The following is an 11743-nucleotide window of genomic DNA, read 5'->3' on the forward strand; positions in this document are numbered from 1 at the left end:
TCCGGGGAGAGCGGGGTACGGATCACCCGGAAGCGATCTGCGTTTCCGGACGGGTTTCGAGGTGCGTCGTGCCGATGTGGCCGCGGTTGTCGGGATGGCTCCCCACTCTGGGGGTCGTGGTGCTCGTTGCCGCGTGCGGAGCGAGCGACGACGGCAACATGAGCGAGAATTTCGCCGGCACCGTCGACATCGGCGGGGGCCGGAACATCTATCTCGAGTGTGCGGGCACAGGCACACCGACCGTCGTGTTCGTGTCCGGTCTCCGGTTCGGTGCCGATCAGTGGACGACGACGGCCGACCCGGCCGCCACCTCGGCCTTCGACGGAGTCGCCGAGTTCACCCGAGTCTGCTCGTACGACCGGCCGGGAGTCGTGTTGGGCGGGGACGCATTGAGCCGCAGCGACCCGGTTCCGCAGCCGATCACCACCACGGACGCGGTCGCCGACCTCCAGTCGCTGCTGGGCGCCACGGGCGAGGCCGGCCCCGGCCCCTACGTGCTGGCCGCCCACTCCTACGGCGGTCAGATCGCGAGACTCTTCGCCGGCACCCATCCCGACGAGGTGGCGGGCATGGTGCTGATCGACGCGCAGTCGGAGGAGTTGCAGACCCTACTGCCCCCGGAGCAGTTCGAGGAGTTCCTGCGGCTCAACACCCCGCAGCAGGACAGTCTCGACGAGTACCCGGACCTCGAGCGTGTCGACTTCGTCCGCAGCTTCGACGAGATCCGCGCCGCCGAACCGATCCGGCCCCAGCCGCTCGTCGTCCTCTCCGCCGACCGGTCGGTGGCGCCACAGATCGCGGAGGGCATTGCGAACGGAAGCCTCCCCGCCGACATCGATCCCGGCTACGGCCCGGCCCTCGACGCCGTGCAGCCGAAGGCGCAGGCGGATCTGGCACAACTCGTCCCGGGTGCCACGCATGTCACGAACACGAACAGCGGCCACAACATCAACATCGAGCAGCCGCAACTCGTCATCGACGGAGTCCGCGACGTCGTCGACGCCGTGCGCGACGGGCGCACCGAGCCCTGACCGTCGCACGCGGCTCGGCCTGCGGAATGCGGTCACCTCGACGTGGGAGACTGGACCGGTGAGGTTGTATCGAGACAATGCGGTGGTCCTGCGCCAGCACAAGCTGGGCGAGGCCGACCGTATCGTCACACTCCTCACCCGGCAGCACGGTCTGGTGCGCGCGGTCGCCAAGGGGGTGCGCCGCACGAAGTCCAAGTTCGGTGCCCGGCTCGAGCCGTTCGCGCACATCGACGTGCAGCTCTACCCGGGCCGCAACCTCGACATCGTCACCCAGGTCCAGACGGTCGACGCGTTCGCGACCGACATCGTCGACGACTACTCCCGGTACACCACGGCGTGCGCGATCCTCGAGACCGCCGAACGTCTCGCCGGTGAGGAACGGGCCCCGGCGCCGCAACTGCATCGCCTGACGGTGGGAGCGCTGCGGGCCGTCGCCGAGCACCACCGCCCCTGTGAGCTGATCCTCGACGCCTTCCTGTTGCGGGCCATGGGTTTTGCGGGGTGGGCCCCCGCCCTCGACGACTGCGCGCGGTGCAGCGCACCCGGACCGCACCGGGCATTCCACGTGGCCGCCGGGGGAGCGGTGTGCGTCCATTGCCGGCCGCCGGGCGCCGCCACCCCGTCGCCGGGTGTCCTCGACCTGATGGATGCGCTGATCCGCGGCGACTGGGCGAGCACGGAGCAGGTGCCCGAGTCGTTGCGGGGGCAGGCCAGTGGTCTCGTCGCGGCGCATCTGCAGTGGCACCTCGAACGGCAACTCCGCACCCTCCCGCTGATCGAACGCGCACGGCCGCATGCGGCGGTAGGGGTTGAGGATTCGGTCAGGCAGGATGGGGACCGTGATTCGACGACGCGAACCTCGAGCCCCGCATAGTTCCGGGGCCGAGCGCCAGATCCGGCCGCCGGACCCGCACCCCTCGGGCGCCCGCCCGCCGGGCCTGCAACCCGAACTCGTGCCCCGGCACATCGCGCTGGTGATGGACGGCAACGGCCGCTGGGCGCAGGAGCGGGGGCTGCCCCGGACCGCGGGCCACGAACGCGGCGAAGCCGTGTTGATGGACGCCGTCTGCGGGTGCATCGAGATGGGCGTCGAATGGTTGTCGGCGTACGCGTTCTCCACCGAGAACTGGAAGCGCAGCCCCGAGGAGGTCCGCTTCCTGATGGGGTTCAACCGCGACGTGATCCGGCGTCGCCGCGACGAGATGCACGAGATGGGGGTGCGCGTGCGGTGGGCGGGACGCCGGCCCAAGCTGTGGCGCAGCGTCATCAAGGAACTCGAAATCGCCGAGGAGCTCACGAAGCACAACACGGTCATGAACCTGACCATGTGCGTCAACTACGGCGGGCGCGCGGAGATCGCGGACGCGGCGAAGGAGATCGGCAGGCGGGTCGCGGCGGGACAGCTCGACCCGGAGAAGATCACCGAGGCGACCGTGGCCCGGTACCTCGACGAGCCGGACATGCCGGACGTCGACCTGTTCCTCCGGCCGTCCGGCGAGCAGCGCACGTCCAACTTCCTGATCTGGCAGTCGGCCTACGCCGAGATGGTGTACCAGGAGAAGCTGTTTCCCGATTTCGACCGCAGGGACCTGTGGGCGGCGTGTGTCGAGTACGCGTCGCGTGACCGTCGGTTCGGTGGGGTGAAATGACCGTCGACGGGGCGCCCGCGCTGCTCGGGCGGGCGGCGGACGCGCTCGAGCACTTCGCCACCGTCGCCCGGGCGGACGACGGCTCGCTGAGCTTCGAGTATGCCGGGGCGCTGTGCTCGATCAGTGCGATGACTCTCACCGAGGGTCTCGATGTGCTGTCGATGACGTGCGTGCTGGCCTGGGATCGTCCGGTCAGCGCGTCGCTGCACAAGAAGGTCGCGGAACGGAACAGCGCACTGCAGTTCGGTTCGATCGCGGTGTTCGGTCACGGCCGGCTCGCGGACGTCATCCTGCGCTACACGTTCCCCGCCGCCGGGCTCGAGGACGAGGCATTGACCACGATGCTGCTTCTCGTGCTGAGCGGCGCGGACACCGCCCGGCAGGGCCTGATCCCCTGACGCTCACTGCGTCGCGGTGCAGTCCTTGCAGAGGCCGAAGATCTCGATGGTGTGGCTGACGTCGGAGAAGGCGTGGGCGTCGGCGATCGACTGCGACCACTGCTCGACAGTGGGCCCCTCGACCTCGACGGTGTAGCCGCAGGCACGGCAGACGAGGTGATGGTGATGTCCGGACGAGCAGCGCCGGTACACGGATTCGCCGGTGTCGGTGCGCAGGACGTCGACCGTTCCGGCGTCGGCGAGCGTCTGCAGGGTGCGGTAGACGGTGGTCAGCCCGATGCCTTCGCCGCGCTTGCGGAGTTCGTCGTGCAGTTCCTGCGCCGACCGGAACTCCTCGATGTCGTCGAGGAGCGCGGAGATGGCGCTGCGCTGCTTGGTCGCGCGTACTCCCACGACGACGGGCTTGCGCTGGCCGGTGTTCTGGGTCAAGGCTTCTATCCTTCCTCGGCGTGCGCGACGGCGTCCACGACGATGTGGGCGAGGTGGTCGTCCACCAGGCGGTAGAGGACCTCACGTCCGGTGCGTTCGCCGCGCACGACACCCGCAGCCTTGAGTACGCGAAGATGCTGGCTGATCAGTGGCTGCGTCACTCCGAGTGCGCCGACGAGTTCGTGCACGCACCGTTCCGATTCGCGGAGTTGGAGGACGATCGCGATCCGGACGGGGGCCGCGAGGGCACGCAGGATGTCGCCGGCCGCCGCAAGGGTCTCCTTCGACGGCACGGGAGCGGGCGCCGCCGCCTCGAACGGATGCAGATCCCCGGGATCGATGACGCTCACCAGTGATCTCCTTCGGTGTGCCGGACAATGGACGGGACCGTGGCCGCGAGGCCGTCGGCCCCGGGAGGATCACCCTCACCTTATTGCAAATCGATTCCATTTTGATATGCACGAATACGCATGTCAACCGGGTGGGTGAACCGACTGCGATCGGGCAGATAGGCTGGGCTCCGAAAAGCGCACGTGAACCATGCATCTATTACCCAGATGGAGAGCACCCGAGTGGCACCGAAGTCCAAAGTCGAAACCGTCGTCAATCTCGCCAAGCGTCGTGGCCTGGTCTACCCGTGCGGTGAGATCTACGGAGGCACGAAGTCGGCCTGGGACTACGGCCCCTTGGGCGTCGAGCTCAAGGAGAACATCAAGAAGCAGTGGTGGCGCAACATGGTCACCAGCCGCGAGGACGTCGTCGGCCTCGACTCCTCGGTCATCCTGCCGCGCGAGGTGTGGGTGGCGTCCGGTCACGTCGGCGTGTTCAACGACCCGCTGGTCGAGTGCCTCAACTGTCACAAGCGCCACCGGCAGGACCACCTGCAGGAGGCGTACGCGGAGAAGAAGGGCCTCGACAACCCGGACGACGTCCCGATGGACGTCGTCGGCTGCCCCGACTGCGGCACGGTCGGTCAGTGGACCGAGCCCCGCGACTTCAACATGATGCTCAAGACGTACCTCGGCCCGGTCGAGAGCGAAGAGGGCATGCACTACCTTCGCCCGGAGACCGCGCAGGGCATCTTCGTGAACTTCGCGAATGTCCTCACCACGTCGCGCAAGAAGCCGCCGTTCGGCATCGGCCAGATCGGCAAGAGCTTCCGCAACGAGATCACGCCCGGAAACTTCATCTTCCGCACCCGGGAGTTCGAGCAGATGGAGATGGAATTCTTCGTCAAGCCCGGCGAGGACGAGGAGTGGCACCAGTACTGGATCGACTACCGCATGGACTGGTACACCGGGCTCGGCATCAACAAGGACAACCTGCGTCTGTACGAGCACGCACAGGACAAGCTGTCGCACTACTCCAAGCGCACCGTCGACATCGAGTACCGCTTCCACTTCCAGGGCAGCGAGTGGGGCGAGCTCGAGGGTGTGGCCAACCGCACCGACTTCGACCTGTCGACCCACTCGAAGCACTCGGGCACCGACCTCAACTACTACGACCAGGCCACCGGTGAGCGGTACACGCCGTACGTCATCGAGCCGGCGGCCGGTCTCACGCGTTCGCTGATGGCGTTCCTCGTCGACGCGTACACCGAGGACGAGGCGCCGAACGCGAAGGGCGGCGTCGACAAGCGGACCGTGCTGCGTCTGGACCGTCGTCTCGCCCCGGTGAAGGCCGCGGTCCTGCCGCTGTCGCGTAACGCGGACCTGACGCCGAAGGCGAAGGATCTCGCGGCGACGCTGCGTCAGCACTGGAACGTCGAGTTCGACGACGCCGGCGCGATCGGCCGCCGCTACCGCCGTCAGGACGAGATCGGCACCCCGTTCTGCATCACCGTGGACTTCGACACGCTCGAGGACCACGCTGTGACCGTCCGTGAGCGTGACTCCATGGCTCAGGAGCGGGTCGCGCTCGACCAGGTCGAGGGCTACCTGGCGCAGCGCCTCATCGGTTCCTGATTCACCGTCACCTGCGCGCGCCGCAGGTGACGGTCAGATAGTTCGTCAGGATTCGCCGGTTCTCCTCGGACACCGGGATGCGCGAGTATTCCGGTGCCGAGGAGCCGACGGCGATCCACAGCGGAAAGACGAAGGGCTTCTTCGCTTCCGCGAGGGCGTGGGGATCGCAGCGCGCCGCATCGATCGTGATGTCGACGCTCAGCCGGTCCTCGTCCGCCCGCATGGTGGCGGGCAGCGCGCCGTTCAGCGCGTACAGGACGCTGCCGCCGATCTCGTCCACCCGGACGTCACCCGACGCCGTTCCCCGGCTCACGACGAGCTGTGCGGGGAGGGGCGCGGTCGGCTCGGGCGGAGCCGCCGCCGGAATCAGTGTCACCGGTACGGCCCGCGCCAGATCCTGTGCGGCGCAGTCGCCGTCGTGAATCCGGCCGAGGACGTCGTACGGGGCCGCGAGTGGCACCCGCACGGGTGACACGCTCGGATCGGCGACACCGATCAGGGCGTACGCCGGCTCCGGGGGCGTGTCGCAGCGGACCGTGCCGTACTCGGCCTCGACGTCGATCCGGTTGCCGGGACCGAGTTCGACCTCGCGTCGGGTCGCGGGCGCAGCCTCGAAGCCGGGACTGTCCAACGCCACGGACGTCACGGCGACGGGTGCGTCGCCGGTGTTCGCTATCCGCACGTGAATCCGGCCGCCCGCCGCGTCGTCCTCCCGGCTGCGGTAGGCCTCCGCCGACAGGGGGCTCGCCGGTGCGTCCGCGGTCCGGTCGTCGCCTGCACAGCTCGACAGGACGCCGCCGGCGGTGGCCGCGACGCAGGCGAGTACGACCGAGACTCGGGAAGCCGTCAGAATCGGCCACCCCCGCTGATCCGGCCGGAGCTGCTCGGCCCGCCGAAGGACCGCGGACCGCTGCTGCGGCCGCCGCCGGAGCCCCGGCTTCCCCAGTTGCCGCCGCCGCTGAACCCGCCGCGCAGGATGCTGTCGATCAGAATGCCGCCGAGGATCGCTCCGGTGGCATTCCCGCCACCGCCACCGCTTCCGGGCCCGGGGCGCTGGCGGGACTCCCAGCGGCTCACGTCGTTCTGCGCCAGGCGCAGTGCGTCGGCTGCCAGCCCGGCCGCGGCCTGAGCGTGCTGAAGCGCGCGCGAGGGGTCGGTGGGGCGCAGTTGCTGTGCGCCCGCCAGGTGCCGCTGCGCCTCGGTGAGGCGGGTCCGGGCGTCCGCTCCCACCGCGCCGCGCCGGGTGCCGATGAAGTCCGACGCCGCCGTGACCTGCGACTGGGCGGCTGTGAGGTCCTGCTCGAGACGCTGCTGTGCACGCTCGGCCTGCTGCCGGGATTCCTGCGCCTCGGCGAGGACGGCGTCGAGTTCCGCGTCTGCCTTGACGATCTGGGTGAAGCTGCCGAGCGGGTCGGTGTCCGCGGCGGTCCGGGCCGCCGCCAGCGCTGTCTCGGCCGCGGCGCGGGCCGACGCGAGCCGGTCCCCGCCCTGCTCGGTGAACTGGGCCGCGGCCGCGATCCCGGCCTCCACGTCGGTGATCGCGGCCGGCAGCGTGGCGATGGCGTGCCGGATGTCCTCCGCGGCGTGGTCGACGGCGTCGAGCAGCGTCCGGGCCTGTTCGAGGGCGCCCTCGGCTCCGCGGATCGCCGACACCGCCGGCCCCTGCTGTCCGGGCGGCAGCGTGATCGCGTCCCGGCCGTCGGCCACGGCCCGTTCCGCGAACGCGAGCCGCTCCTCCGCCATCGTCACGTTGTGGGCGACGGAAGCGATTGCGGCGGCGGGAAATTCGGTCTGCAGGGTGGCGAGAGTCTGCGTGGAATCGGGGATGCGTACGGTCAGCGCGACCATGTCCCGGGTGAGCGCGTCGAGTCGGTCGGGGGCGTTGATCAGCAGGTCCCGGAGCCCGTCGAACTCCTGCACCCTCTCGTTGAGTTCGCGGTCGGCGCGCCCGCACGAGGTGATGACGTCGATGAGCATCTCCCGCTGCTGTTGCGGGGTCTCGGGAATCGCGTCGTCGAGTCGCTGACGGACGGTGAACGCGGCCGCGAGTGTCGACTTCGCATTGTCGAACGCCGCCGTGAACGACGCCGTGGCCTGCTCGCCGAATTCGCCGCGGGCCAGTTCGAGTTCCTCCTGGCTCGTGCGCAGCGCGTCGTCGGTCTCGACGAGCACCTCCTTGGCGCGCTCGTCCAGGGTCGGCAGCGGGAGTGCCGTCAGCGCGGCCGTGTCCTCGGGGCTGATGCTGCGCGCCGCCTCGACCCCGGCCCGGGTGCGGTCGTGCTTCTTCTTCCGCGAATACAGCACGATCCCGCCCGCACCCGCGACGACCACACCGCCGCCGATCAGCAGAGTGCGCACCGACATTCCCTCGCCCGGAGTCATCGCGTCGCCCAGCCCGCCCGCCGCGGCGATTGCGCCCCCGGCCCAGTCCTCCTCGCGCAGAGCGGGTTCCACCGCATCCACCCGGATCGACTCGGCCTCGTCGCTGGTGATCTCCGACAGCCCGTCCGGCGCGATGAGGGCGTACTCGCGGTCGACCGTCGCGACCGCGAGCAGGGCGTCGCGGTCGCCGAGCGAGGAGGCCTGCGCCGTCTGATCCGCCCACGGACCGGCGCCGAGCCCGTTGAAGTCGGGCACGTACACCACCCACAACCGCACCTTGTGCTCGTCGTACAGCTGGTCGATCGCGGCCTGGACGTCGCTCTGCTGGTCGGCGTCGAGCACGCCGACGGTGTCCGTGATCTGACCGGGAAGGCGGAACGGTGCGTCCGCCGAGGCGATCGCAGGAGAGAACAGGATCGCCACGAGAGTCAGGAGCGCGGAGACGGCGCCGAGGGCGGCGAACCGCCGAGCGCGGGGAAGTCGGGGGCGGGACGACGGCGTCTGCTCGAGGCGCGGTGCGAGTGGCATGGCAGCAAATCTATCGGGTGTGGCGAGTCGTCATCGGGACAGTTCGGCGACAGCTGGCAGAATCAGGGAGTGAATTCTGCACCGAGCCGTGAACGCCACGACCTCCCGCGCCGTCCCGCGCACCTGGGGTTCGCCGGCACGCTGGCCCGGTGGACCCGCCGGATCATCGCCGGCGTGGTCCTCCTCGCCGCCGCGCTGGTGCTCGGCACCGCGGTCCGGGTGTGGCAGGTCGCGCGGATCGACGACACGTCCGCCGCCGACGCGATCGTCGTGCTCGGCGCCGCCCAGTACTCGGGAACCCCGTCGTCGGTGTTCGAGGCCCGGCTCGAGCAGGCGTACAAGCTGTACGAGCGTGGGGTGGCCCCCGAGGTCATCACGGTCGGCGGCAAGCAGGAGGGCGACGAGTACACCGAGGCCGCGTCCGGCAAGAACTACCTGATCTCGCGGGGCGTCCCCGCCGACAGCATCACCGCGGTCGAGGAGGGCTCCGACACCCTGCTCAGCATCGAGGCGGTGAGTGAGGCGATGGGGGAGCAGGGCATCGATTCGGCGGTTCTCGTCAGCGACCCCTGGCATTCGCTGCGGACCCGGACGATGGCACGCGACGCCGGACTCGACGCCTGGACGGCGCCCACCCGGCAGGGGCCCGCCGTGTTCACCCGCGAATCCCAGTTGCACGGAATCGCCCGGGAGACAGGGGCGTTGATCTGGTACCAGCTCACCCACTTCTCGGCCGACTTCCCCTACACGGCGGGACAGTAGACATTCGATGACAGCACACACGACACCACTCGGCGACGTGTACTCCGCGCACGACGTCGCCCGCCGGGTCCGCGAGGCACCGAAACGGGCGGGGATCCCGGGCAGTCAGATCGCCGCCGCGCAACACCGCTCCGTCTTCTCCCGCGACCGCGCCCGCGTCCAGCACTCGGCTGCCCTCCGCAGACTCGCGGACAAGACGCAGGTGGTGGGCCCCCGGGACGGTGACACTCCGCGGACGCGGTTGACGCACTCGATCGAGGTGGCGCAGATCGGCCGCGGGATCGCCGACGGTCTCGGCTGCGATCCCGATCTGGTCGACCTCGCCGGCCTCGCGCACGACATCGGTCACCCGCCGTACGGCCACAACGGGGAGAAGGCCCTCGACGAGGTCGCGGAAAGCTGCGGCGGGTTCGAGGGCAACGCCCAGAATCTGCGCATCCTCACGAGCCTCGAACCGAAGGTGCTCTACCCCGACGGAAGCAGCGCCGGGCTCAACCTGACCCGCGCGTCGCTGGACGCGGCGATCAAATACCCGTGGACCCGGCCACGCCCCGGCGCGAAGTTCGGGGCGTACGACGACGACGCCGACGTGCTCGCGTGGATCCGGGAGGGCGCCCCCGACGGCCACCAGTGCCTCGAGGCGCAGGTCATGGATTGGGCCGACGACGTCGCCTACTCCGTGCACGACGTCGAGGACGGCGTGATCGACGGACGCATCGATCTGCGTTCGCTGGCCGATCCGGTGGATCAGCGGGCACTCGCCGAGTTCGGTGCGTCGGAGTTCCCGGGACTCGACGTCGAGGAACTCGTCGAGGCCGCGACGCGGTTGAGTCTTCTGCCCGTCGTCGTCGAGGTGGGCAGCTATGACGGCACGCTCACCAGTTCGGTCGCCCTGAAGAACCTCACCAGTGAACTCGTCGGCCGGTTCGCGACCGCCGCGATCATCGGGACCCGCGACGTCCACGGCGACAAGCCGGTCGCCCGGTACGACGCCGACCTGGTGGTCCCGCCGGTGGTCGCGGCGGAGGTGGCACTGCTCAAGACGTTCGCCCTGAACTACGTGATGTCGGATGCCGGCCACCGGGCGCGGCAGGCACGCCAGCGTGACCGCGTCCACCGCGTCGCCGAATGGCTGCTCGCGACCGCACCCGCGGGTCTCGACCCCATCCTGGTTCCCGCCTGGAACGCCGCGGCCGACGACCCCGCACGGGTCCGGGTCGTCGTCGACCAGATTGCCTCCTACACCGAGAGCAGGCTCGAACGCGTCGACAAGTCCAGTCTGGGAGCCCAGGCGAGCTGGGGCTGACAAAGTCGGAAGTCGGACCCGTCCGCCCGGCGCGGTGCTACGAATAGGTCTACAGACAGCTCGCCCCCCAATGGTCAGGGAGACCGGATGAAGTCTGCAGTGCGCAAGATCATCGGTTCGACGTCCGCAGCGCTGGCGGTGGCGGTCGGTGCCGCCCTGCTTGCCCCACCCGCGGCGCAGGCCGCGCCCGCGTACCCGTTCGCGGACCCCGACCCGTTCTACGGTGCGCCCGCCGACGTCGGGGCACGCGCCGACGGCGACGTGCTGGCGAGCCGACCGGTCGCCGCCACGGGTTTCCCCACCGCCGACGCCTGGCAGGTGAAGTACAAGTCGACCAACTCCGCCGGAGCGCCCATCGCCGCGGTCACCACGGTGCTGGTACCCCGCGGCGCTCCCGCGAACCGGCCGCTCGTGTCCTATCAGCCGTTCGTCAACGCGCTCGGGCTGGAGTGCGCGCCGTCGCATCAGCTGTTCAACGGCGGAATCCAGGAGGGGCCCGCCCTCAACGCCCTGCTCGCGCGGGGCTGGGCCGTCGCCGTGCCCGACCACCTCGGACCGACCAGCGCGTACGGGGCCGCGAAACTCGGCGGCAGGCTCGTCCTCGACGGCATCCGCGCCGCGCAGCGGCTCCCGGAGGCCGGTCTCGGGGGCAGTCCGATCGGGCTGGCGGGCTACTCGGGTGGCGCCATGGCGACCAACTGGGCTGCGGCACTCGCACCCACCTACGCCCCGGAACTGAACATCGTGGGCGCCGCCCAGGGCGGCACCCCGGTCAACATCGGTGAACTGGCCGACCGTCTGGGCGGCACCCGCACGCAGGCGTTCGGGCTGGGGTTCGCGGCCGCCATCGGGCTCGAGCGTGAATACCCGACGCGTTCACCGCTCGGGGACGGCCTCAACGGCGACGGACTCGCCCTGCGGGCGCAGATGAGCAACATGTGCACCGATTCGATCCTCGGTGCCGGTGCGGGGAAGTCGCTGCCCGACCTGACCAACGGTCCCGGTATTCTCGCCGACCCGTCCGGCCGCGCGGTGATGGACGAGAACAGCGTCGAACTGTATCCGGGAGTCCCGAGGACGCCGATGTTCGTCTGGCACGGCAGCGCGGACCCCCTCGTCGCGATCGGGCCGGTGCAGAACACCGTCGCCCGGTACTGCTCACAGGGTGCGCGAGTGCAGTTCGACGTGATCCCGGGCGCCGACCACGGCACCGCCACCATGCTCGGTGCCGGCCCCGCATTCGGCTATCTCGGCGACCGATTCGCCGGGATTCCCGCCCCGTCGAACTGCTGAC

General features: G+C 70.0%; 12 protein-coding genes. 8 read left to right on the forward strand and 4 right to left on the reverse strand.

Annotated elements, in window-relative coordinates:
• The first annotated feature begins 74 nt into the window (after positions 1 to 74).
• From OYT95_RS32680 to OYT95_RS32695, 4 genes are read left to right on the forward strand one after another with little or no spacing between them, the layout of a single operon-like run.
• A complete protein-coding gene (locus OYT95_RS32680; protein WP_037226676.1) occupies positions 75 to 1031 on the forward strand; it encodes an alpha/beta fold hydrolase in 957 nt (318 codons plus the stop codon).
• Positions 1032 to 1089: 58 nt separating this feature from the next.
• Positions 1090 to 1905, forward strand: a complete 816-nt coding sequence (recO, locus tag OYT95_RS32685; RefSeq protein WP_037226495.1) for a DNA repair protein RecO — start codon at positions 1090 to 1092, stop codon at positions 1903 to 1905.
• Positions 1871 to 2680 (forward strand): isoprenyl transferase, encoded by an 810-nt coding sequence (locus OYT95_RS32690; RefSeq protein ID WP_037226677.1) that lies wholly within the window; start codon positions 1871 to 1873, stop codon positions 2678 to 2680. The genes recO and OYT95_RS32690 overlap by 35 nt, the downstream gene beginning before the upstream one ends.
• Positions 2677 to 3078 carry a hypothetical protein gene (locus OYT95_RS32695; protein ID WP_268790105.1) on the forward strand — a complete coding sequence of 134 codons (402 nt, stop codon included), beginning with the start codon at positions 2677 to 2679 and terminating at the stop codon, positions 3076 to 3078. Before OYT95_RS32690 ends, OYT95_RS32695 begins: the two co-directional genes overlap by 4 nt.
• A gap of 3 nt (positions 3079 to 3081) precedes the next feature.
• Here OYT95_RS32695 and OYT95_RS32700 read toward each other — a convergent pair whose 3' ends face one another.
• Entirely contained in the window at positions 3082 to 3507 is a 426-nt protein-coding gene (locus OYT95_RS32700) for a Fur family transcriptional regulator (RefSeq protein WP_037226499.1), read from the reverse strand.
• Positions 3508 to 3512: 5 nt separating this feature from the next.
• Complete coding sequence (locus OYT95_RS32705) at positions 3513 to 3857, reverse strand: ArsR/SmtB family transcription factor (RefSeq protein ID WP_016879990.1); 345 nt, start codon at positions 3855 to 3857, stop codon at positions 3513 to 3515.
• Between the two features lie 222 nt (positions 3858 to 4079).
• Between OYT95_RS32705 and OYT95_RS32710 the strand changes: the two genes are divergently transcribed.
• On the forward strand, positions 4080 to 5471 hold the full coding sequence (locus OYT95_RS32710) for a glycine--tRNA ligase (RefSeq protein WP_005247885.1): 1392 nt from the start codon (positions 4080 to 4082) through the stop codon (positions 5469 to 5471).
• A 7-nt stretch (positions 5472 to 5478) separates the two neighbouring features.
• On the opposite strand, the gene OYT95_RS32715 is transcribed toward OYT95_RS32710, so the two are convergent.
• Both OYT95_RS32715 and OYT95_RS32720 read right to left on the reverse strand, forming a co-directional pair.
• Positions 5479 to 6153 carry a hypothetical protein gene (locus tag OYT95_RS32715; RefSeq protein ID WP_268790106.1) on the reverse strand — a complete coding sequence of 225 codons (675 nt, stop codon included), beginning with the start codon at positions 6151 to 6153 and terminating at the stop codon, positions 5479 to 5481.
• Between the two features lie 164 nt (positions 6154 to 6317).
• On the reverse strand, positions 6318 to 8381 hold the full coding sequence (locus OYT95_RS32720) for a TPM domain-containing protein (RefSeq protein WP_268790107.1): 2064 nt from the start codon (positions 8379 to 8381) through the stop codon (positions 6318 to 6320).
• A gap of 69 nt (positions 8382 to 8450) precedes the next feature.
• Between OYT95_RS32720 and OYT95_RS32725 the strand changes: the two genes are divergently transcribed.
• From OYT95_RS32725 to OYT95_RS32735, 3 genes are all read left to right on the forward strand, one after another.
• Complete coding sequence (locus tag OYT95_RS32725) at positions 8451 to 9143, forward strand: YdcF family protein (protein ID WP_112299490.1); 693 nt, start codon at positions 8451 to 8453, stop codon at positions 9141 to 9143.
• A gap of 7 nt (positions 9144 to 9150) precedes the next feature.
• Positions 9151 to 10449, forward strand: coding sequence for a deoxyguanosinetriphosphate triphosphohydrolase (locus tag OYT95_RS32730; RefSeq protein WP_005261214.1), 1299 nt, complete (start codon positions 9151 to 9153; stop codon positions 10447 to 10449).
• Between the two features lie 87 nt (positions 10450 to 10536).
• Positions 10537 to 11742 carry a lipase family protein gene (locus OYT95_RS32735; RefSeq protein ID WP_037226502.1) on the forward strand — a complete coding sequence of 402 codons (1206 nt, stop codon included), beginning with the start codon at positions 10537 to 10539 and terminating at the stop codon, positions 11740 to 11742.
• Position 11743: the final 1 nt, after the last annotated feature.

This window comes from Rhodococcus sp. JS3073 (assembly GCF_026810085.1).
GTDB classification, from domain to species: Bacteria; Actinomycetota; Actinomycetes; order Mycobacteriales; family Mycobacteriaceae; genus Rhodococcus_F; species Rhodococcus_F wratislaviensis.

What these genes read in the sequence shown, in the direction of transcription:
- OYT95_RS32680 (WP_037226676.1), top strand. Translation starts at nt 75, where the DNA reads ATGTGGCCGCGGTTGTCGGGATGGCTCCCCACTCTGGGGGTCGTGGTG.
- OYT95_RS32695 (WP_268790105.1), top strand. Translation starts at nt 2,677, where the DNA reads ATGACCGTCGACGGGGCGCCCGCGCTGCTCGGGCGGGCGGCGGACGCG.
- OYT95_RS32730 (WP_005261214.1), top strand. Translation starts at nt 9,151, where the DNA reads ATGACAGCACACACGACACCACTCGGCGACGTGTACTCCGCGCACGAC.
- OYT95_RS32735 (WP_037226502.1), top strand. Translation starts at nt 10,537, where the DNA reads ATGAAGTCTGCAGTGCGCAAGATCATCGGTTCGACGTCCGCAGCGCTG.
- OYT95_RS32720 (WP_268790107.1), bottom strand. Translation starts at nt 8,381, where the DNA reads ATGCCACTCGCACCGCGCCTCGAGCAGACGCCGTCGTCCCGCCCCCGA.